The sequence below is a fragment of the Streptomyces sp. KMM 9044 genome (assembly GCF_024701375.2).
Classification (GTDB): domain Bacteria; phylum Actinomycetota; class Actinomycetes; order Streptomycetales; family Streptomycetaceae; genus Streptomyces.
The window spans coordinates 2,268,289-2,290,525 of sequence record NZ_CP113910.1 but is presented as its reverse complement, the minus strand read 5'-3'; the positions used below and the strand labels follow the sequence as shown (position 1 = coordinate 2,290,525).

The 22,237-nt window shown below is 72.1% G+C and carries 14 protein-coding genes; 5 read left to right on the top strand and 9 right to left on the bottom strand.

Translation table 11 applies throughout. From position 1 onward, the window contains the following. Positions 1-602: 602 nt before the first annotated feature. From HUV60_RS10090 to HUV60_RS10065, 6 genes are all read right to left on the bottom strand, one after another. Positions 603-893: a hypothetical protein gene (locus HUV60_RS10090; protein WP_042167420.1), complete on the bottom strand. Its 291-nt coding sequence runs from the start codon at positions 891-893 to the stop codon at positions 603-605. Positions 894-1,503: 610 nt separating this feature from the next. Next, positions 1,504-2,388: a potassium channel family protein gene (locus HUV60_RS10085; RefSeq protein ID WP_269441165.1), complete on the bottom strand. Its 885-nt coding sequence runs from the start codon at positions 2,386-2,388 to the stop codon at positions 1,504-1,506. A 34-nt stretch (positions 2,389-2,422) separates the two neighbouring features. Then, positions 2,423-2,641 carry a hypothetical protein gene (locus HUV60_RS10080; protein WP_257847747.1) on the bottom strand — a complete coding sequence of 73 codons (219 nt, stop codon included), beginning with the start codon at positions 2,639-2,641 and terminating at the stop codon, positions 2,423-2,425. 1 nt (position 2,642) lies between these two features. Next, a complete protein-coding gene (locus HUV60_RS33880; protein WP_443047254.1) occupies positions 2,643-2,819 on the bottom strand; it encodes a hypothetical protein in 177 nt (58 codons plus the stop codon). A gap of 291 nt (positions 2,820-3,110) precedes the next feature. Continuing rightward, positions 3,111-5,528 (bottom strand): UvrD-helicase domain-containing protein, encoded by a 2,418-nt coding sequence (locus tag HUV60_RS10070; RefSeq protein WP_257847748.1) that lies wholly within the window; start codon positions 5,526-5,528, stop codon positions 3,111-3,113. Beyond that, entirely contained in the window at positions 5,525-8,632 is a 3,108-nt protein-coding gene (locus tag HUV60_RS10065; RefSeq protein ID WP_269441164.1) for a DUF1998 domain-containing protein, read from the bottom strand. Before HUV60_RS10065 ends, HUV60_RS10070 begins: the two co-directional genes overlap by 4 nt. A 161-nt stretch (positions 8,633-8,793) precedes the next feature. Between HUV60_RS10065 and HUV60_RS10060 the strand changes: the two genes are divergently transcribed. Then, positions 8,794-10,572: a transposase gene (locus tag HUV60_RS10060; RefSeq protein ID WP_269441163.1), complete on the top strand. Its 1,779-nt coding sequence runs from the start codon at positions 8,794-8,796 to the stop codon at positions 10,570-10,572. On the opposite strand, the gene HUV60_RS10055 is transcribed toward HUV60_RS10060, so the two are convergent. Both HUV60_RS10055 and HUV60_RS10050 read right to left on the bottom strand, forming a co-directional pair. After that, on the bottom strand, positions 10,554-14,729 hold the full coding sequence (locus tag HUV60_RS10055) for a DEAD/DEAH box helicase (RefSeq protein ID WP_257847750.1): 4,176 nt from the start codon (positions 14,727-14,729) through the stop codon (positions 10,554-10,556). The genes HUV60_RS10060 and HUV60_RS10055 overlap by 19 nt on opposite strands. 174 nt (positions 14,730-14,903) lie before the next feature. Further along, positions 14,904-15,434, bottom strand: a complete 531-nt coding sequence (locus HUV60_RS10050) for an ATP-binding protein (protein WP_257847751.1) — start codon at positions 15,432-15,434, stop codon at positions 14,904-14,906. A gap of 215 nt (positions 15,435-15,649) precedes the next feature. On the opposite strand from HUV60_RS10050, the gene HUV60_RS10045 reads away from it, so the two are divergent. From HUV60_RS10045 to HUV60_RS10030, 4 genes are all read left to right on the top strand, one after another. Beyond that, the gene (locus HUV60_RS10045; RefSeq protein WP_257847753.1) at positions 15,650-18,307 is read left to right on the top strand and encodes an ATP/GTP-binding protein; all 2,658 of its coding nucleotides are present in this window, start codon (positions 15,650-15,652) and stop codon (positions 18,305-18,307) included. Positions 18,308-18,312: 5 nt separating this feature from the next. Beyond that, positions 18,313-19,254: a phosphotransferase gene (locus HUV60_RS10040; protein ID WP_257847754.1), complete on the top strand. Its 942-nt coding sequence runs from the start codon at positions 18,313-18,315 to the stop codon at positions 19,252-19,254. 235 nt (positions 19,255-19,489) lie between these two features. Further along, positions 19,490-20,359, top strand: coding sequence for a helix-turn-helix domain-containing protein (locus tag HUV60_RS10035; RefSeq protein WP_443047253.1), 870 nt, complete (start codon positions 19,490-19,492; stop codon positions 20,357-20,359). A 17-nt stretch (positions 20,360-20,376) separates the two neighbouring features. Further along, positions 20,377-20,568: a DUF397 domain-containing protein gene (locus HUV60_RS10030; RefSeq protein WP_257847756.1), complete on the top strand. Its 192-nt coding sequence runs from the start codon at positions 20,377-20,379 to the stop codon at positions 20,566-20,568. Between the two features lie 64 nt (positions 20,569-20,632). Here the strand turns inward: HUV60_RS10030 and HUV60_RS10025 are convergent, their stop codons facing one another. Beyond that, complete coding sequence (locus tag HUV60_RS10025) at positions 20,633-22,165, bottom strand: hypothetical protein (RefSeq protein ID WP_257847757.1); 1,533 nt, start codon at positions 22,163-22,165, stop codon at positions 20,633-20,635. Positions 22,166-22,237 lie beyond the last annotated feature (72 nt).

The window sequence follows — 22,237 nt, the reverse complement described above, 5'->3', positions numbered from 1 at the left end:
CTCGGCTCCACCGGGTCGGCTGGCCGTGGACGAAACGGTTCCCGCTCGACCGGGTCGTACCACGCGCTGCCCCGCCCCTCCCTTGGTGCCCATCCCGCGTCGAGCGCGCCCCGGGGCCGGGAAGCCGGGGTAGTGGCGAGGCATCGCGCGCACCACGTGGCCGTGGCGGTACCCCACCTGGGCGGCCCACTCCCCCAACGTCACCCAGCCCCTGTCAGGCTCGACCACGATCCACCCCGTTCCCACCCGGAATCCGCGACACGCGGCAGCGCACATCAGCGTGACACCCACGGCACCCGAACATCTACCGGCCTCGCCGCCGCCCTCGGGACCTTCGGCCCCGAGGGCATCACGGCGCTGTGCGGCGGGCACACCGCAGTGATCAGGATCTGGCGGCGTGCGTCGGGTGGCCGGCAGCGGACCGGTGCACGATCACACGGTCGCGGCAACCCCCTGGCCGAGGGGGCCGAGGGGGCCGAGGGGGCCGAGGGGGCCGAGGGAGCCGAGGCGTCCGGGTCGGTGCGCCACGTGGCGCGGGGCCACGCCCGCGGCAGAGCGGTGCTCACCGCGGCGCGAGCCTCGAAGGCAACGCCCGGACGAGGTCAGAGGGAGGAAACCCCCGGCTGCGGCGGCCCGACGGGCCCGTTGCCCCGCTCGGCGAGCCCGGCGTGCAGGAGAAGCAGGCGGGCCAGGTCACGCGCCTCGTCGGCGGTGAGCGCCGCCCATGTCCCCGGCCCGCCCCCCTGGTCCTGGCCCACGTCCAGGGTGACCCTGCTGATGGGCCGGTCCGCGGGCGCGAGCCGCAGGCACCGCACCGCGATCCTGCGCCCGCAGGCCGTCACGAGCGAGGGGGTCCCGGCCGCGGTGGCCAGGTCGCGCCCTGTCGTCGTCATCCGTCTCACACTCCTTTGCGCCGGCCGGGCCGGCCCGGCAACTCCGGCGGTCGTCCTGTCCGCTGGGCCCGGCAGGTGTCCTGTCCGGGACCTCCGGCGGGTCAATACGGTCAGCGCGGAGCGGCACCGGAATGTTCCCCGCCGGATCGTGAACCGCTCCGGCGGGGACGGAGGCTTTGATCTGCCCGGAGGCGTCCAGGGCTTCCCCGCGGCCCGGCCCTGTCTGAACACGGCCACTGTTCCGGCGAAGTCGCTGTACGCGGTCATGCGTTCACTGCGGAGCTGCCGCCGGGACGCGGCCATCTGGTCGCGTGCAGCCGCTCGGCGCTGGAACAGGTGCGTCACGGCGACACCGAGGAGAGTCCCCAGAGCTGCGATCAGGGCTGGGAGAACACCGGCCACGGGGAGCAGGACGTCACAAGATCTCCTGCGTGCCCGGACGCCCGGACGCCCGGACGCCCGGACGCCCGGACGCCCGGACGCCCGCGCGGCCCCGGAACGAGTCCTGGCCTGCCGGAAAGACCATCAAGATCATGACGTTCCTCTTGTGCGGGCGGCCTGTCAGGCGGCCTGAGCGTGGCGGCCGGGTGCCTCGCCCTCCGCGGCCGGGCTACGCGAGGCGGGAGGGGGCGCGGGTCCCGGACGCGCCGGGGGTGCCGTCCGCGGTGCCGGTGTCCAGGCCGGGGGCGCCGCCGGACGTGGTCCCGGGGCCGTTCGCTCCAGCGGTGTGCGGCCCTTCCGCAGAAGCGGACGGGGCGGTGGGGCGTTGGGTGTGCAGTTCCTCGCGGAGGCGGCGGACCTCTTCCGTGAGGGCGGAGATCTCGCTGGTCGTCTGGGCCTCGTTGGCGCGGAGTTCGGAGAACCGGTCCATGAACCAGGACGCGAGGGTCGCGGTGACGAGACCCGCGAGCGCGATGCCGCCGACCATCAGCGCGACGGCGATCAGACGCCCCTCGGTCGTCGTGGGGTAGAGGTCGCCGTAACCGACGGTGGTGACCGTGGTCAGCGACCACCACAGGGCGTCACCGAACGCCGTGATCGAGGCGTCCGGGTTGCGCCGCTCGACATCGAGGATGGTCAGGCTGGAGAGGAACAGCAGCAGAGCCGTGCAGGCCGCCACGTAGGTGCCCAGACGCAGCCGGACCCGGCCCAGGGTGGAGGCGTTGCGGCGTACCACCATGAACACGAGGGTCACCAGTCGCAGGGGGCGCAGCGGCGGCAGGACCAGGGTCGCCAGGTCGAACAGCCGTACCTTGAGGAACTGCCATCGGCTGCCGGCCACGGCGAAGCGCAGAACGAACTCGGCGGCCAGCAGCGCCCAGATGGCGAAGGTCACGGTTTCGGCGGCGTCACGCCAGGCGCGGGGCAGCCCCGGGTCGAGGATCGGCACCGCGTAGGCCGTGAGGTAGACCAGCGCGAGGCCGATGAGCCAGCCGCCGGTGCGCTGCTCCCAGCGCCGGAGCCGTTGGTCCCTGAGGGCAGGTGTGGCAGACATGGCACGCCATTGTGGCATCGACCCGGTACGACGGTCACGACGGCATGCGTTCCGGCCCCAGGGGGACGGCTGGGGACCCGGCGGTCCGGGCAGGACCAGGCGGGGCTGTGAAGCGACGGGTGGAATCCTTCGCCTGCGCGGGCGACGCGACGACGTCGGCCCGGATGATCTCGACCGCGATCTCCCGGTCCAGGACGGCGTCGTAGCCGCGCCGGACCGTGCTCATACCACCGGACTCGATCTCCTCGATCAACTCACAACGGTCCTGCTCGCAGAGTCTCCTTGCGGGCGCAACGCGTTGCGCCCGCGTCGTCCTGATGCCGCGTCAGCCGGTCGCTGTACACGGTACCGACTGGTGGCGGGATGCGTGGCGGGCCCTGCAGCAGGTGGTCGGCCTCGCCGGCCTTGATGTCGGTGATGAGGGTACGCAAGGCTTCGAGGGAGTCGGCGGGGCAGTGGTCCTCTTGGCCGTCGCCGTCGCCGTCGCCGTCGCCGTCGCCGTCGGTGCCGAGGCGGAAGCAGTTGCCCGCATCCTGGCGGAAGGGTGCCTCCCGGGTTGTGTCAGGAACGGTGAACTCCCCTAAGAACTCCGTGCAATGGTGTGCACGAGATCGAGGGTCCCCTCGGGCCTGTCCCGGGTGGAGGAATGGGCCGGAAGGCCCTGCTGGGTGACTTTGGTCTGGAGGTGAGTATCCCGGTCGGCCCAGAGCGCAGCCAAGCAGTCAGGAGGCTTCCGAAGAGCACTCGGCCGGGCCGTGCGAGCCGCTTTGCCTGTCCGACCATGCCGCTGCCGATCCGGATGGCGGGCCGTCGTCCACCAGAAGTTCCGTGGCGTGCCCGGCGCTCCTCATGGCGTGCTCCGGGAGGAAACGACTGGCCTTCCCGTTCCACGTGATCACCAGTTCGTCGCGGGCCCGTGTGGCCGCCACGAAGAGCAGCGAACGGGACTGCTGTTCTTCCTGCCGGTAGCGTTCCACTTGTTCGTGCCGGTAGGTTTCGAGCCGCTGATGCGGAATCAGACCCTCGCTCACCCCGGCGAGGAAAACCCGTTGGAACTCCAGACCCTTGAAGCCGTGCAGCGTGCCGATGCGTACGGCGTCAACCCTGGCCGGGATGTCCCGGCCGATCTCGCAGGCGTGGATGCCGTACCGCTCATCGGCCAGGGTGACGGCCAGTTGCCTGGCCGAGTCCCGCGACGGCACACCGATCGCCATCGCCGCGTAGGGCGTTCCGTAGCGGTCGTGGCGTTCCCTGAGAAGCACGGCGATCGCCCGCATCTCGGTCTGCCAGTCAGGGGCGCGCCAGTACTGCGGTGACAGTCCGGTGAGCACGGATCGGTAACCGTCGAGAGTGTCCCGGCCGTCGTCGAGGTCGTCGAACCGCTCGCCGCTCATCAGCCCCTGCGCGCTGCCCAGGATCTCGCGCGTGGTCCGGTAGTTGAGCGTCAGCCGGCGTGAGGCCCGGCCGGGCGTGCTGATGCCCAGCCGCCCCAGTACCACCTGGTGGGCATAGATCCGCTGGTGGGCGTCACCGACCAGGAAGATGTCGTCCCGGTCGGGCGTCACCATCGCGCGCAGCATGCGCCAGTGGGACGCGGACAGGTCCTGCGCCTCGTCCACGACCACGTGCCGGTAACGGGGCTTGAGCCACATACCGCTCCCGGCCTCGCGGTGGATCAGGTCGAGGCCACCGTGTTCGGCTTTGTAGCGGGTCTGCTCGTTCACCCTGGCCATTCGATGGCCCTCCGCACGGGCGGCCTCGTCGGCGATGAGCGCGTGTGTGGTGCGGTATTGCTGGTCCAGATGCGCCCGGTAACGCTGGACCAGCTCCCACACCTGGCGGCGCTGCGGACGCTGGAGGACGCCCCTGCCCTTGCGCCCGGCCCGGAGGTACATGTGGTCGGTGCCGCAGCCCTGGGCGAGGATCACATGTCGGAACTCCCAGTCCAGGAACTCCGCGTCGAACGCGTACACCTTGGCCTCGGCGCAGACGGTGTGCCAGAGGCTCAGCGCCTGCTCGTCGCTCAGCGGAGGGGGCAGCGGGGACCCGGGGTGCGTCTCCTGGACGACTTCACGGGCGAGCCGGTCGATCGACTTCACTTCGACCCGGCGCACCAGCTTGTCACCGCCGAGGCGGTACAGCCTGTCCTGAAGGTCCTTGGCCAGGTTGGTGTTGTACGTGGTGAGCAGCACCGGCTTGGTGTGCCCCGGCGGAAGCCGCTCCACCAGATGGCGCACCCGGTGCAGTGCCACCACCGTCTTGCCGGTCCCGGGGCCGCCGGTCACCTTGGCCGACCCCTTGAACGAGGTAGTGGCCAGGCGGTGCTGCTCGGGGTGGAGGAACAGCCGCCAGGCTTCGAACCCGTCGCCGAGCGCGCCGAGCACGGCGGCGTCCTCGGTGCTGACCCGGGACACCGGCCGGCGTGCAGCCTTCGCCCAGTCGTGCGGATCCACCTTGTCGTCGGCGCGCCACGCCTCGGTGATGTGGACCCGGACGTCGGCGGGCTCCATTCCGTCGCTCAGGGCGAGCAGGACGTCGCGGGTGAGAGCGGGGAGGTTGTGGCCCAGCAGCGTCTCCAACTGCGCCCGGTCCGTGATCCGCCGAAGCGCCGGAAGCAGCGAGGCGGACACGCCGAGGCGGAGCAGTTCCGTGTCGTCGTGCCGGGCGAACAGGGGTACCGGCAGCGACCGGGGGGCCGGATGAGCGGTGCCGTCGGCCGGCGACGGCACCGCGTCCCCGGTGTTGCCCGCGCCCTCTCGGGGCGGGAGCGCGACGACCTCACGGCTGACCACGCTCTGGTCCACGAGTTCGACACCCCCGGAGATCTCGTTGATCTCCACGGTGATCCGGGCGAGTTCGTCGCGGGCCGTGTCGCCGACCCGCACGGCGAGGAGGCTGAAGCGGTTCTCGTCGGTCTCCAGTAGCAGAGCCGTCCCGCGGCTGTCGACCCTCGCGAGGAAGAGCCGGCCGTTGCGGCCCGCATCCCGCAGCGAGGTGAGTCGCAGAGCGCGGTTGGAGCGGTCGGCGCGCAACCTGCGGACGAAGTCGCCGACGGCGTTCTTGTCGCCGGGAGCCAGGCCCTTGATGTCCTCGTTGGCCTGCGGGGTCGGGATGACCTGTGTCCTGACCGGGGTGTTCACGCTCCGTCGCCTCCCTCGTCCGTCGCGCCGGACCGTGCCTGGCGGACCAGGGCGGCCAGCTCGGTCTCGTTCCAGGCTCCCGCGTCCCCGACCCGCCAGCCCGCGGCGTGGCACTCGGACAGATACCCGGCGTCCTGCGCGTCCTCGGCCAGGACGACGGCGATCCTCGCCGTGGGCCAGGCCAGTTCCAGCGGGCGGGAGACCCCATGCGTGTCCCACCCGGCCTCGGGCGGCGGTACGTCCCCCCGCTCCGCGAGCGCGAGCGCCAGCTTCTCGATGGCAGGGTCGCCCATGTACGACAGCTCCCGCAGCACGAGTTGCCAGGCGGTCGTCCGCTCCAGAGCAGTGGGCGTGACGGCGTCGGCGTGCGCGACTGCGACTGCGGCACCGGTGCCGGTGCCCGTGATGCGGACGTCGGCGCCCCGCTCGGGCTCCGCGACGGCCCCGGCCGGGACCGCGCCGCTGTCGGTCAGCCCGGTACCCTGCTGGTCCTCGCGCAGGGCGGCCAGAAGCCCGCCGGCCGGCCCGGCGGTCGCGGCCAGCAGGCCGGCGTCGAAGGCGTCCAGCGCCGTGCGGGCCAGCTGCAGTCCGTCCGCCCGGCCTTCGCCCGACGGGTCGAGGAACTGCAGGACGTTGCCCCAGCACAGCCACGCCTTCCAGCGCCGCCGGTGCTCGGCACCGTCACCGGCGACGGCCTCCGGACGGTCGTCCAGGACCGCCAGTGCGCTCAGCCCCTGCGGTCTGACGCGGGAGTCCCCGATCAGCAGCAGGGGCAGCCCCGAACCGTCGCGTACCGGATACAGCCGCAGCCCCCCCGGGTCCCCGCCGACCGCCGGGCGTTCCCCGCCACGCAGCACGGCCTCCACCCACGGCACCGCGGCCTCGGGCCCGGCGTCGACGACGTCCTCGCGCCGCGCCATGCTCATCAGGCCCGCCACGGCGAGCCGTGCCAGCACCTGCCACCGGCGCGGGTCCGGATCGGCCAGGAACCCCAGTAGCGCGGGGATCGCACCGGCGAACAGCCGGTCCATGTACGCCGGGTCCTGCCGCTGCTGTACCCACCGGGCACGCGCCTTGCCGCCCGGCGTGTTGTCGCCGTCCACCGGGTACGGAGGCCAGGCGCCTCGCGCCTGCGGTCCGGCCAGCGCGGGGGCGAGCGCACCCGCAGCCTCGTCCGCGTCGGCGCCGCCGGCGCGCCCGGACCGCTCGCGCAGTTCCTTCTCCCAGGCGATGACGTCGTCCCAGGTGATCTGCCACACCAACGTGCCGTCGGCCCGCAGGCGGGCACGTTTCGCCGCGTCCCCGGCGATCCGGTTGACGGCTTCGGAGGCGTGCCAGCGGTAGCCGTCGAGATACACGGCCACGGGTACCGGGCGCGGCCCGTCACCGGTGGCCGTGTCGCCCGCGGGGCGCAGCAGCAGGTCCGGGACCGTGCCGTGGGCATCGAGCGGCTTCTGCGCGACGACCTCCCAGTGGACGGGGGAGCCGTCCCGTCCGCGCAGGGTGAACAGCTTGCCCTGGCGACCGGTCGGCGTCTCCTCGTGCTCGACCCCGGCGCCGTCGGAGGCGCTCTCCAGCCACCGGTCCAGGCAGTCGATGAAGCGCCGCTCCAGGTCGCTCTGTGCCTGCTTCGCGAAACGTCGGCGGTCCACGTCCCCGACGTCCTCACCGGCTCCGGTCCGTCCGTCCGGTTCCTTGCGGGCTCGGCGGACGTCCCAGCGGCTGTGCCCGTCCACGCCGAGGACGTCGTCCAGCATCCACAGGGCCTCGCGCCGGTCGAGCAGAGCGTGGTCCCGGTCGGGCGCGTAGCCGAGCAGACACAGATGGCAGGCGCGGCGCCGGGGCTCCTTCCCGCAGGGGCAGCCGCGCAGATACGACTGGGCGCGGGCCAGTACGGCCCGGAACTCCTCGCCGTCGCGTTCGACGAGACGCTGGAGATAGCCGGTGCCCCCGGGCAGGGAGTCGTACAGCACCAGGTGGTTGCGGGTCAGACCGGTCGCCCGGTCCGGTTCGCTGGTCGGGGCGGAGCGGATGTGCGCGGGGTCGCCGCCGTAGCGCAGGGCCAGGCCGAGATGGAGCGCGGCGGAGAACGAAGCGAGTCGCTCGGGGACTTGCAGGGTCGCGGCCGGCAGCAGGACGCGCAGGGCCTCGGTGCGGTGCTCGGCGCACGTGATCACCCGCGCGTTCGCCGTCTGAACGGGCCGGGCCCGGCGCCGGGTGGGACACCAGGGCCGGTGATGCGCCAGCTCGGGCCGGGCCGCGATCGACTCGCTCACCTGCTCCTGCACGGGCGGATGGCCCGCATCCCGGTCGGTGGCCCCGCCGCACAGCGGGCACACGGTGAACGGGCTGACAGTCACCTCACGCCCGGCGAAGAACGTGTCCGGACGCCGCCCCGGCCTGGACGGACCCAGGTTGAAACGGCGTACGACCGCCTCGCGTACGTGGTCGAACCCGAAGACGGCGCTCTGGTGCCGCCAGCTCTCCTTGACCGCCGCCGGGTCGACGTCGACCGCCGTCACCGTCGAGTGGTAGCGGCGGCTGCGGGACTCCTGGTCGTCGATGATGCGGGCGTCGTCCCGCCGGTCACGGGAGGTGACCTTGCGCGGCACGATGACCGAGAACCGTGCCGACCGGCCGCCGATGCCGGGCCCGGCGCAGCGCGGGCACGGCGAGGTGTCCGCCTCGGCGTCCCGTCCGGTGCGGACGTGACCGCACTCCGGGCACACCCGCCACACCGCAATCGCCGGCCGGCTCTCCTCCCCGGTGCCGTCCGCGGTCTGCTCGCCGCCGCGGGGCCGGGCGCCGAGGTCGAACCCGTCGACCTCGTGCCGGTAGCCGAGAACGTAGTAGGAGCTGCCCGGTGCCAGCTCGGTCAGCGCGGCCTCGGCGGGCCGCTGGTACAGGCGTGTCTCGGTACGCCACCGGCTCTTCGGCGCGCGCTCCGCGTCCGCCCCCCGGGCCCGCCGGGCCGGTTCCTTGCGGGTGAGGACCGCCTCCAGCCGGACGCCGTTCTCCACCAGGGTGTAGTTGGGCAGCAGTCCCCGCTCGACGAGGAACGCCTGCGCGCCGGACTGGGCGAGGGTCTGCAACTGTCCGCGCACGGCTTTGGCCTCCCGGCCGACTCTGTTGCCCAATTCGCCGCGGCGGCGATGCGCAGTGGGAGATGATCTGCCGTGTCGTCATGAGTGGTGCGAGCCCTGGGATGGTGCGGATGTCGATGCGGCCGGAGGGGCTGCCTGCGGTTCCGGAGGAGACAGCGAGGGTGGCCCGGGCCGCTTTCCCGGCCGGGAGCCTGCCGATACGCCTGCGAGACCGGATGGAAGCGGTCTTCGCCGATGAGCCGTACACCGACGCGTTCGGGGTGCGCGGTGCCCCGGGGCTGTCCCCGGCGGTGCTCTCGCTGGTCACTGTCCTGCAGTTCACCGAGGACCTGACCGACCGGCAGGCCACCGCGATGGCGGTACGCGCGATCGACTGGAAGTACGCGATCGGCGCCGAGCTGACCGATCCCGGCTTCGACTTCAGCGTGCTGGCCAAGTTCCGCGCACGCCTGATCGAGCACGGCATGGAACGCCTGGTCTTCGACCGGCTCCTGGAGTGCTGCCGCACCGAGGGACTCGTTGCGGCCGGCGGCAAGCAGCGCAGCGACTCCACCCATGTCATCAGCGCGGTGAGGGACTTGAACCGGCTGGAGTTGGCGGGCGAGAGCGTGCGCGCCGCGCTGGAGGTGCTGGCCGCAGCCGCGCCCGAGTGGCTGGCAGGCGCGGTGGATGTCACCGAACTGGCGCACCGCTACGGTCCGCGCGTGGACGGGTGGAAGCTGCCGGCCTCGAAGACCAAGCGGGACCGGCTCGCGGTGGTGTTCGGGCAGGACGCGCTGATGCTGTGCCGGGCGGTGCGCGCGCCCGGCGCCCCGCCGTGGCTGGCGGAGCTTCCCGCGGTTGAGCTTTTGCGGCAGGTGCTGGTGCAGACCTACTACATCGAGACCGGCGCGCGGGGACGGGAGGTGATCAGGAAGCGGGAGGCCGAGGTGGACGGCGTCCCGCCCGGTCATATCCGCCTGGCCTCTCCCTACGATGCGGATGCGCGGTGGGCGGCCAAGGGCGAGGAGCTGTTCTGGCTGGGCTACAAGATTCATTTGACCGAGACCTGCCATACTCCCGCCGAAGCCGAAGCCGAAGCCGAAGCCGAAGCCGAAGCCGAAGCCGAAGCCGAAGCCGAAGCCGAAGCCGAAGCCGAAGCCGAAGCCGAAGCCGAAGCCGAAGCCGAAGCCGAAGCCGAAGCCGAAGCCGGGAGCGGGAAGCGCGTCGCGGCGCCGCCGAACCTGATCACCGATGTGCACACCACGAAGGCGACGGTGCCGGACGTGAAGGCCACCGCCGGCATCCAGCAGCGCCTGAATGAGCGCGGTCTGCGCCCGGGCGAGCACTATCTGGACTCCGGCTATCCGAGCGTGGACCTGGTGGCCGCCGCCGGCAAGGACGGGACCGCGATGGTCACCCCGCTGCTGGCCGACCACTCGCCGCAGTCCAAGGCCGCTGCGGGGTTCGACAAGAGTGCTTTCCGCGTCGACTGGAAGGCCCGTCAGGTCACCTGCCCGGCCGGTCGCACCAGCGCCGGGTGGTATCCGGTCACCCAGCACGGCAGGCCCGCCATCGTCGCCCAGTTCGCCTCCACCGACTGCCGGGCCTGCCCGTCAAGGACGCAGTGCACTTCCTCCCGGCGGGTCAGTCGGATGCTCACCCTGCGGCCGAAAGAGCTGCACGAGATCCAGGCCACCGCCCGCGCCGTGCAGAAGACCCAGACCTGGCGGGACAAGTACAAGCTGCGCGCGGGGGTCGAGGGCACGATCAACCAGGCCCTGGACATGACCGGAATCCGCCGGGCCCGCTACCGAGGACTGGCCAAGGTCCGCCTCCAGCACGTCTTCTCCGCCACCGCCTTGAACGTCATCCGCCTCGACGCCTACTGGAGCACCACCCCGCTCGGCAGACCCCGGACCAGCAGACTCGAACGCCTTGCCTACATGCTCACAGCCTGACCGGCGACCGCTCGGAATTGGGCAACGGAGTCCCGGCCGAGGGTCCGCTTCTCGCGGGCCTCGTCCTCGACGGTGTCGTGCAACGCCTCGGCGGCCTCGTCGATCGCGGCGAGCCGGTCCACCAGCTCCGCCCGCTCCGCCTCCCAGGCGGTCTCGGCGTCCCGCAGCCGCCAGGCCAGCCACCGCTCGGGCGATCGCGCCGCCGCCGCGTCACCGGCGTCGGGCAGCGGCTCCACGTACCGGCGCAGCTCCTTGTGGGCGTCACGGGACGCCCCCGAGTCGGGGACCCCCTCGACCTCGGGGAACAGTCGCAGGAAGTCGTCCACCAGGTCGGTCCGGCCGACGACGGCCTCGGCGAACCGGCGCAGCCATCCGGCCCGCCCGAACAGTGCCGTAGCCCGGTCGGGCAGCGGCAGCACGCCCTCCAGCCCGCCCCGGCCCGCGAGGTCGAGCAGACGGGCGGTGAACTGGCGGCGCAGCAGCTCGGTGGCGGACAGGAAGCAGCCCGGTGGAAGGATGCGCCCGGCGATCAGATGCCGGGGCTCTGCCAGGTGGTAAAGGGAGCGTGGGCTGGTGTCGGCGAGGGACACCAGCAGCGCGTTGCCGGTGGAGCGCCCCGCCCGGCCGGACCGCTGGACGTACGCCGCGGTCGTCGGCGGCAGCGAGGCCAGCAGCACCGCCTCCAACTGGCCGATGTCGATGCCGAGCTCCAGGGTGGGCGTGCAGGACAGCACGTTGGGGTCGGTGTGCCGGACCCCTTCGCGGAAGCCCTTCTCGACCTGCTCGCGTTCCCTGCGGGTCAGCACACCGGTGTGCTCGGCCGCGACCACGCTGTAGGGGTCGGCCTCCCGGTACAGACGGCGGTAGTAGTCGCCGCGGAAGTCACGTCCGGCCCGCCCGGCGTCCGCCGCCGGGGGCCGTCGCAGGGCGCCGGCGCAGCCTTTGAGCGGACAGGGCAGCCCCGCCCACACCTGGACCCGCTCCGGCGGCACGGTCTGCGTCCAGCCGCACTCGCGGCACACCAGCGCGGCGGCGGCCGTCTCGTCGTCGGCGAGCGGACGCACCCGGACGTGTCCGGGGGTCAGCCCGTACACCCCGGCCCGGTCCCGGCCGCGTCCGGCGCGCTGCTCGCCGGTACGCCGGTACGCCAGCGCGCCGATGCCCGGCTCGGCGAGCCGGGGAAGCAGCCTGGCCAGGTAGTCGCCGGCCAGGGAGCGGTCCATGTCCAGGCAGCGGGCCGTGAAGTCGGTGTACCAGCTCTCCCGGGTGTCGACCCGTTCGAAGTCGCTCCGGCCGGCCCGTGCGCCGACGAGGACGAACGCCGGGGCCTCGGAGCCCCGCCCGAACGCCTGCATCCCCTCCGGGCGCCCGCCCCACACGCTGTAGCGGTTGCGGCCCTCCTCGCCGATGAAGGTGTCCAGCCAGGCGTGCCGTATCCCGCCGCTGACCCTGACGTGTTCCAGCAGCCCGCGCACGAACCCCTCGAAGCGGCGCAGCCGTTCGGGCCCCACCGCGGGCACCCTGACCGGCACGCCCGCGTCCGGGCCGCCGTCCGGAGTGTCGTCCGGGGGGTCGTCGAAGCCGCCGTCCCCGGCTTCCGGGTGGGCGGGGGACCCCTCGGCCGGCGCCTCGTCGAACGGCAGTTGCTGCCGCAGGACCTCCTCGTAGAGGGCCTCGGCGGTCCTGGCCGCCGTCCCCGGGTCGGGCAGGTGGACCTCGGCGGCCACGGTTCGGGTCAGTTCCAGGGTGCGGCCGAGCCGGGCGTGCAGCCCGAACTCCAGCAGCGTGTTGAACGCCAGGCGCTCCCCGACCAGATTCCACGTGCCCTTCGGTAACCGCTTCCGCCCGGCCAGCAGCCGCCGTACCCCGTCCACGTCGTGCAGGTCCGGCGGTACGACGGAGGCCAGGAGCTTCTCCTTGTCCACCGACGCCCGCCGCACCAGCGCGGCGATCAGCTCGTTCAGCGGCACGCCGTCCTTCGCGAACTCCGGGTCCTCCGACGCCTGTTCGGCCAGCTGCTCGTGGACCAGCGAACGCAGGGAGAACTTCCACGCCCGGCTGGCCACGAACCCGGCCAGGTGCGCGGCGTCCTGCACCGAGTCGTTGAAGACCAGGGTGCGTCGCCGGTCGTTTCCGTCGGTGTCCCTCGCGGGCAGCTCGCCACCGGTGAACAACTGGGTGACCGCCACCGACGCGAGCGGCGCGACGCCCGCGCCGAGGAAGCGGATGCCCTGGGCCTGGCCGCAGGCCGGGCAGCGGTCCTGCCGGGCGAACTCGTCGGCGTCCGACTGGAGGTACCACATCTTGACGAACACCCCGTTGTCCGGGGCGTCGGCGATCCGGTCGCCGGGCAGCAGGACTTCATCCGGGTCGACGGGCCGCAGCCGCTCCCCGTTGTCCTCCAGGACGAGCACGCTCGCGTCCCGCGAGGTCGCCGTACGCCTGCGCCGGGCCCGAGCGAGGGCCCGGCGGGCCTCCTCGGCCGCCTCGGCGGGCGTCGCCGCGATCATCGCCCGCACCCGGGCCTTCCCTGCGCCGCCGCCCGCGCTCAGCCGGTAGACGTCATCGGGGGCGGTCACCAACTCGGACGGGTTGCGCTCGGGGCACACGGCGCTCCAGCCGGACCGCCCGCAGTGCCGGCAGTACGCCGACGGCAGCCGCCCCGAGCGCCGCACCGAACGCCGCCGCTCCTCCTGCGCGGCCGACGCCACGGCACAGGCGGCGGCCTGGTCGGCGTCCGACCAGGAGAACACCGGCCGGGGCGCCACGAACCGCAGCACCCGCGACAGCGACCGCACCCACAGGTGGCTCTCGACCAGCAGCAGGGGCCGCCGCTCCCCGTTTGGGGCGTCCGGGTCACGGGCCTCGGAGACCAGCGCCACGAACCGGGCCAGCGCCTCCACGGCGGTCGCCGGGTCCTGCTCCACCACCGGACACCAGGGCGAACTCGCCGGGAAGCCCCGCAGCACCTCCTCGAAGGTGAGCGGCTGATCCACCCCCGTGGCCAGCAGCTCGTGGGTCACCGGGTGCGCGAGCAGCCGGCGTCCCAGCTCCCGGGCGTCGGACGCGTCGCAGCCGAGCACGGCGCGCGCCAGCCGGTCCATCCCGCCGGCCGTGGCCGCCGGGTCGGGCAGCGCGGCCACCTCGCCGGGCGGCGGCACGGGCAGCGAGACGTCCAGCGGCTTCAGGAAGGCACCCGGCTCCCGCCGGTCCTCCCCGATCACCGCGTCGTCGGGGAAGTACGTGCCGAACACCCGCGAGGCCACGTCCAGTATGGCCCGTGCCCCGCCGGCCCCCGCGGTCTGCGGATCGGCCCGCGGCCCGGACCCGCCGAGGGTCGCCGACGTCGCCACCGGGCACACCGACCCGAGTGGCCGCCCCTCCTCGGCCGCCCCGGCGACCGCGCCGAGGCGCCGCAGCAGCATCGCCACGTCCGTGCCCTGTGCGCCGTCGTAGGTGTGGAACTCGTCGATCACCACGTACGCGAGGTCCGCGTCCGCCCACAGCGGGGCGTCGAGCTGCCGCTGGAGCAGCAGGTCCAGCATCTTGTAGTTGGTGAGCAGGACGTCCGGCGGATTACGGCGCATCTCCGACCGGTCCACCATCACCCGCCCGTAAGGGGAGGCCGCCCCCCGGGCGCTCGCCTCGCCGATGTACAGCCCGGCGGTCACCTCGGCGAGCCGCGGGTCCTCGTCCAGCAGCTTGCCGAGCCGCCCCGCCTGGTCCCCGGCGAGCGCGTTCATCGGATACAGCAGCACCGCCTTGACGCCGGCCTGTCCCGCCGCCCGCTCCCGACGGCAGTGGTCGATCACGGGCACCAGGAACGACTCGGTCTTCCCGGACCCCGTACCGGTCGTCACGAGCGTGGGCTGAGGAGTATGCCCGTCCTTGGTGGTGAGCCGAGCGAAGGCCTCCGCCTGGTGCGCGTACGGCCGGAAACCGTCCTGCCACCAGTCCAGGTGCCGCTCCCAGCCGCCGGGCGCGGACCGGAACGGCCGCCGGACGCGCAGATACGGCCCCCGGAAGAGGCCGTCGGCCGGATCGGTGAGGAAGTCGGTGAGCGCCTCCTGCGTGGCCGGTTCGGCCAGCGCGAACGTGGTGGTCAGGTACTCGACCGCCGTGTCGCGCAGTGCCTGCGCGGCGAGTGTGGGTCTCATGGCGGTCGCGCCCCTCCCGTACGGCCAGACACGGGACGCCCGCCGACGGTTCCCCCGGCCCCGCCGCCCCGCACACGATCACCACCACCTTACGCGCGGGCACTGAGGGTGAGGAACGAATCAGCCGGAACGGACTGGTGAGGGGCCTGCGGGACCTGGCCGGCGTCCCGCCCGTCAGGAGGGGACCGGTGCCGCGTACTCCGCCCACACGGTCTTCCCCGGCGTCCCGCTCTCCCGGGGCCGCCATCCCGAGCGGGCGGCGAGCGCCGCCACGATCGCGAGTCCGCGCCCCGTGTCGTCCAGCGGCCGGACCGGACGGGTGACGGGGAACCGCTCGCCGACGGTGTCGGTGACAGCGACGCGGAGGACGACGGCCCTCCCGTCGGGGGAGGCGCCGAGGGCTGAGGCGGTGTGGGGGGAGGCGCCGGGGGCGGGGCGCGCGCCGAGGTCCAGCCGGAAGTCCCGGCCGGACACCCGTGCGTGCCGTACGGCGTTGGAGCACAGCTCGGCGACGATCAGCGTCACGTCGTCGTGCGCGTCGGTGCCGTACGCCCACCCCCACGCGTCCAGCCGCACCCCGGCCAGCCGCCGGGCGAGCCGGGCACCGCGCGGGGTGCAACTGAACCGCATCCCGAAGTGCCGGACGGGGGTGAGGGGTTCGGGGGCACCGGTGAGGGTGGTGCCGGAGGTGTCTTCCTTCGTCATGCGGACAGCATCCGGGCCGGTCGCGTAGCGTGACCAGTGGTGACGCGCTGACGCGGGCCGGCTGTACGCGGCTGTCGGCGGCGTTGTCGGCGGGACCGGGCGTGCCGTGGGTGACGGCCGGGTCCCGGGGCGGCGTGAAGTTCTTCCACACGTCCTTGACGGCCATCAGACGTGCTGTTGTTCTGGCACCGTTGCCGAGACAAGGGGGATGCACAGTGGGTCGGTCGGATCTGAGGGCGCTGTTCCGTTCCAACGACCGGGAGGTCAAGGCGGTCGACTACTTCGCGGACCGCGTCGACGAGTGGCAGTCCGTCGCCCGGGGGCTATCCGTTCTCGTGGACGCGACGCGGGAGAGGGGCTTCGACGTCCAGGACCTTGAGGCACCCCGGCGGAACGTGCTCACCTTCTACGGTGTCGGCGGTATCGGGAAGTCGACCCTCTCACGTCAGGTGACCGGGCACCTGAGGCAGGGGACCGGCCGTCGGGGACACTGGCCGGCGGTCGATCTGGCGACCGGCCCCGTCGTGCCGGTGCGGATCGATCTGGCGCGGGACTCGGGCACGGACTTCGAGTCCCTGGTACTGGCCATCCGCCTGGCAGCGGCGGAACTGGGACGACCGATGCCGACGTTCGACCTAGCCCTCCAGCGTTACTGGGAGCACAACCATCCGGGTGAGCCGCTCGACGAGTACATTCTGCGCCGTACCCGGCTCAGTGGGCTGCCCGGGGCGCGGAACCTGCCGGGCCAGGTGCAGTCGGCCCTGGCGGACGTGGCGCAGGCCGTGGCTCTTCCGGGCACGGTGGGCAACGTCGTCGGCCAAGGCTTACGCATGGTGGTGCACGCCCTGCGGGAGAGGCAGCACCGGGTCAGGGCGTTCGCCGGGTGCCGCCGGTTCGCCGACCTCCTCGAGGCCACCCCGGACCAGGACGCGCTCAGTTTCTACCCGTACCTTCTCGCCTGGGACCTGGCCAATGTACCGAGGCGGCAGCGGGCGACCCTCGTCGTCCTGCTGGACACCTTCGAGGATGTCGGCGACCGGATCCACCGCGACCTCGAACGCCTCGTCCAACGTGTGGTGTGGCTGATGCCGGGAACCCTGTTCGTCATCACCGGACGCAATCGCCTCCAATGGGACGACCCGCGCCTCGAAGGGCAGCTGGACTGGGCTGGCGACGAGTTCTGGCCGCAGTTGGTCGGCGGTGCTACGCAGGAGCCCCGCCAGCACACGGTCGGCTATCTTTCAGCCGGGGACTGCGAGGCGTATCTCTCGCAGCGCCTGACACGTGACGGACGGCCGATGATGGACGACGCCACCCGCCGGCTGATCACGACCAACTCCCACGGTCTGCCGCTCTACCTCGACCTCGCCGCGATGCGGTTCCTCGACCTCTACCGACGCCGGGGACACGCGCCCGCGGCTGATGAGTTCAACATCGGCTTCCCCGCTCTCGTGGCCCGGACCTTCCGGGACCTGGCCCCGGAGACACGCCGGGTCCTTCGCTCTGTGAGTCTCCTGGAGACCTTCTCGGTCCCGCTGGCGTCCGCCGCCGCAGGCCTTGACCACGACGCTCCCGCGCAGGATTTGACCGAGCGGCCGTTCGTCGACCACGACCCCGACGCGCCCTGGCCGTACCGCCTGCACTCGCTGGTCCGTGAAGCGGTGCGGGAGATGGACTCGACCAGCGACGACCGGTGGACGGAAGCGGACTGGCGACGAGCCGCGCGGCGGGCGTTCGACGCCGTCGGACAGCAGGATCTCTCCGACCGTGCGCGCCTTGTCTCTGCCCTGCGCCAGGGGCTGACGCTCTCCCACGAGTTCGACCTGCCGCTCGGATGGCTGGAGGACGCGGCCTTCCAGTACGTCGACGACTTCGTGTGGGAGCCGATCGAGCCGCCCTCGGTGGCCCCGTCCGACGACCGGCCTCTCACCCCCGCGCAAGCGCTGGCGACCGTGCTCTCCTCCATCGCACAGCGTCAGCGTCACCATCGCGGCCAAACGGCGCGGCGACTCCGCGTGGTCCTCGACAGCGGTGCACTGCCGGAGAGCCTGAGCGAACTGCCCCGCTACTTCCTCGCCGAATGCGACCGGGACCTCGGCAACTTCCGGGCGTCCCTGGAAGGCATGCACCGTGTTGCCGACGCCGGTGGACGCCTGTCCGCGACCGCGCGCCGGGGCCTGGTGCACCTCGCCCGCAGGACTGGTGACTTCCCTCAGGCGTTCCAGGCCGCCACGCGTCTCGGCGTCGAAGGACGACAGGACCGGGTCATGGGTGACCTGCACTGGGCTCATGGGTCCATCGCCCTGGCCTGCGCCTCCTACGCGTCGGCCCGCGACCAGGCCCTCGCCGCCGGGCAGGCCGGTGAGGCCGCGCTCTCGCAGACCTGCCTCGCCTTCGCCGCGGCCTTCCAGGACCGTCCCCGGGCTGCCGAGCAGATCGACCGTGCCGGGGAGCTCCTCGCGGGCGTCGCGATCCGCTGGGCCGAGGTCCACCTCCGCGTCGCCGCGCTGGTACGCGACGCGGGCATCGCGGGCGGCTTCCCCGAGCGAGCTGAAGCAGTCGCGACCGAGGCCCGGGAGGCGGGCCTGACCTCGTCCGTGGCGTACGTCCGCTTCGCGGAGTGCCTCCACGTTCGCCTCACCGAAGGCAGGGACGCACTCACCACCGCGCGGGAACGGTTGACGCGGGAGTGCGTCAACGGCACCGAGTTCGCCTATCTCGTGGAGCTTACCCACCTGATGGCGGGGGAGGAGCCCCCGGACAGCCTTCCACGGGCCACCTGGCTGGACACCGTCGACCAGGTGCGGGCACGCTGGGCCGGCCTCGTCGAGGACCGCAGGCGCGAGTCGCCTACCGCACGCCAAGGAGACTGAGCCAGGTGGCGCACTACACCACAGCCGATCAGATCGCCCTGAACGCCGTCGCCGAGCGGTACGCGTTGACGAACCCGGCGATCGCCCCGCTCGCGGGAGGGGCCGCCAACTCCAGCTTCCGACTCGACGCCGACCAGGGGCGATACGTCCTCACCGCGTTGGACAACCACGACGACCGCAGCGCGTCGGCCCTGGCCCGCCACACTCGCGCCCTGCGCATGCTCGGCCTGTCCACCAGCGTGATCGTCCCGACGGTGGACGGAGACCTGGTCACCCCGGTCGGCGGCCGGAGACTCGTGCTGAAGGAATGGATCTCCGGAAGGGTCGAACAGCCCCTGCCGGTGACGCTGCTGCCCGAGGCCGGCCAGTTCCTCGCCGAGCTGCACGGCCTGCCGTCTCAGGCCGACGGCCTGGAGGACGTCCCCCGCGGCGCTCGTCGACTGTCCTCCGAACAGCTTGCCGCGATCCCCGGCTTCCCCGACCGGGAGTTCGCCGGGTGGCTGACGGGGCGCCTCGACCGGATCCGCGTCGCTGAGCTCCGCGCCCGGCGCGAACCGTGTCTCGTCCACGGTGACCTCTTCGACGACAACATCGTCGTCCGGGACGACGGGCACCTTTCCGTTCTCGACTGGGAGACGGTCTCCCTGGACGACCCTCTGCTCGATCTCGGCATGGCCGCGGTGGGCCTGGCACAGGACGGAGCGGGACTCCTCTCCATCGAGCGGTTCGAAGCGCTTCTGCGCGGCTACGAGAAGAGACGGCCTCTCACGATGGAAGACCGTGCCGTTCTCCCCCTGGAGATCGAGCACGCGGCCCTCATCATCGGCTACCACCGCTACCACCGCCACAACGTGCGCTTCCCGAACCCCGACAGAGCCGCCTATCACCGGGAGATGGTGAGGTTCGCCGAGTCCGTGGAGGGCCGGGCGCGAGGGCTGGTCGACTGACCGAGCGGATCCGCCGTACGGGGGTGAGGGGTTCGAGCGCGGCGGGGTCACCGGTGCGGGTGGTGGTATCCGTCGTCATGCGGACAGCGTCCGGGTCGGTCGCGTAGCGTGACCAGTGGTGACGCGCTGACGCGGGCCGGCTGTGCGCGGCCGTCGGCGAGGTTGTCGGCGGGGCTGGGCGCGCCGTGGGTGACGCGGGGCGCGTGGGCGTACGGAGAACGGGCGGTGAGGGCCGATGGAGCCGACGGAACTGGGCACGGACGTGGAGCACACGGCGGGGGAGACGGGCTCCCGGCCGGAGGACGATCCGGGTACGGGGGTGGTGGCCGCGTTCGGCCGCCAGCTGAAGCTGCTGAGAACGGCGGCGGGCATGGAGCGTACGGAACTGGGGTGCAGGCTGGGCTACTCGGCCTCCAGCATCGCCTCCTACGAGCAGGGGCGCCGCATTCCGCCGCCCCGGTTCATCGAGCGGGCGGACGAGGCGCTGAGGGCGGGCGGGGTGCTGGCGGCGCTGAAGGAGGAGGTGGCTCGGGCGCAGTATCCGGCACACTTCCGGGACGCGGCGCGTGCGGAGGCCAGGGCTCTGGGAGTGCACGTGTACGCAGCCATCGCTGTACCTGGCCTGTTGCAAACGGAAGAGTACGCGCGCGCGGTGTTCACCGTGCAGCGTCCGCTGCTGGACGACGACGTCATCGAACAACGGCTGTCGGCGCGCCTGGCCCGGCAGGACATCTTCGACCGGCGCCCCGCGCCCTTGCTGAGCTTCGTGATCGAGGAGTTCGTCCTGCGCAGGCCGCTCGGTGGACGGTCGGTACTGAACGAGCAGTTGGAGCACATCCTGCTGGTCAGCCAGAAGCGGAACGTGGAGATCCAGGTCATGCCGGTGGATCGCGAGGACCACGCGGGAATGGACGGGCCCTTCAACCTCATTGACACGGCTGAGGGGCAACGCATCGCCTACACGGAAGTGCAGGATGACAGCCGTATGCATACAGATCGAGCCAGGGTTCATGAACTCGAATCCCGCTATGGCATCATCCGATCACAGGCGCTCACCCCGCGTGAGTCGTCAGCGTTCATCGAGAAGTTGCTGGGAGAGAGATGACTGATGGGGGCGCACCGATGATCTCGGAGACAGCCTGGTTCAAGAGCAGCTACAGCGGTGGGGGTGGCGGCGAGTGCCTGGAGGTCGCCACCGCCCCCGGCACCGTCCACGTGCGGGACTCGAAGCGACCGACTGACGCGATCGTGACCGTCTCCCCGCAGGCGTGGGCCGGGCTGGTCGCCCTGGCCGTCACGGACCTGCGCGTGTGAGTCCTGGCATGACGTGGCCCCTGCCCCCTTGGGGTCAGGGGCCACGTCATGCGGCGCCGAAGTTCTACTTCCCTCCGGGCGGCTCGGTGTCGCCGGGCTCCCAGCCGACGGCCCGCATCCGTCGCGTGAACTCCGCGTGCGCGGCCTGCATCTCCTCCACTCGGTTCGCCCGGTACAGCGGCCCTTCGTAGCCTTCGGGAATGTTGCCCTTGAGCGGGAAGTCGTCATGTGAACTGAGCTGCTTCCACGCGTCCTTGGGTTGGTCGTGGCCGTGCTGCTGATGCGCCTTGGCGATCCTCCGCCCCGTGGCGTCGAACCACATGCTCTCCTCGTACTGCTGAAGTACAGGGAACCGGGCCCGGTACATCGCGACCAACTCCTCCGCGCTGATGCCCAGCCACACGGCCACGAGCGCGTCAATCTCGACCAGGGCGGCACGCCGGGCGAACTCCGAGCGGAGGGGGGCGTCACGCGTCCAGTCGGGACCGACGCCCGCCGAGAGGCTCGGACGGGCTGACGGCCACTCGCTCTTCGCCGCCCAGTCGTCCTTCGCCCAGGACGGCTCGTACAGCATGGACCAGAGGCGTGCGTAGGCGTTCGTCTGGGCGTTGAGGCGCAGGGTGCGGAGGAGCAGGGCATGGGTGAGGGGATGGCCGAGTGTGGGTGAGGGAAGTGTCTTCGCTTCTCCGATACGCAGGTCGTTACGGCCTGTAGCTCGCAGGTAGTAATCGAGTGGGAGACCGGCCATGAATCCGCTCAGCAACACCGTCTTGAAGTCATCGTGCAGTGAGGCGCTATTTACCAGGTCGACGTGCACCGGACCGCTCGGAATGAGTGAGGCGAAGAGGCTGCGCTCAGTGTTGGAGGGAATCTGCCGCCGCCACGCCACTCGGTAGAACTCCGAGTACGGTCGCTCCGCCACCGTTTCCAGAAGTGACTTGACGGCCTGGGCGCATGCTGCCTCGTCCTCCGCCAGGTCGGGCCGACCGGCCAGCACCTCGGTCTCGGCCGCGTCCACAGCGGCCGGAGAAGTGAGAAGCTGCGCCAGCCGCCCGTGGTCTACCCAACGATCCTGCGCCTTCAGGAACCGCGCCCTTGGCGTGGCCCGCCGGTAATTGGTACGCGGCACCGCGTCCTCGGCAAGCCCCGTATTATCCCAGGGCTCCATCTGAAGCGAAGTCCGCGCGCCCTCCACCGGCCGCTTCGCGAACGGCGTCGCGATACCGAAGAACGGCCCCTGGAGGATTACGTCCTCCCACGCCCCTGCCGGGCCGGAGTCCCAGGTGAAGTAGCCCGCCGTGTGGTCGTTCTTCTCGTGAAAACCGGGGCTGATGCGCGGCCTGAGCGCCCCGAGCCGGTGTGGCCACCTGGCCAGGGCCGAGATGGCCGACTCCTCGGACGCGGTCACGGGGAACAGCAGCTTGGCCTCTTCGGCGGGCCCCTCCTTGTCACCCGTCAGCTTCTGCCATTCGGTGAGCGTCGATGTGCTCACGGTGACGACGCGTTTCGCATGCGGCCGTTGGTCCCAGTTGCCCGCGTGCTTGATGCCGGGGGTATCGCCCTTGCCGTCGTGACGCAAAGACTCAGACAGAACCAACCTCGATTCTTCACTTGCGGTGTGACGTCGGTCGGTTCGGCGGTTTGCCCGTAATGTCCCCTGCCGTTCGAG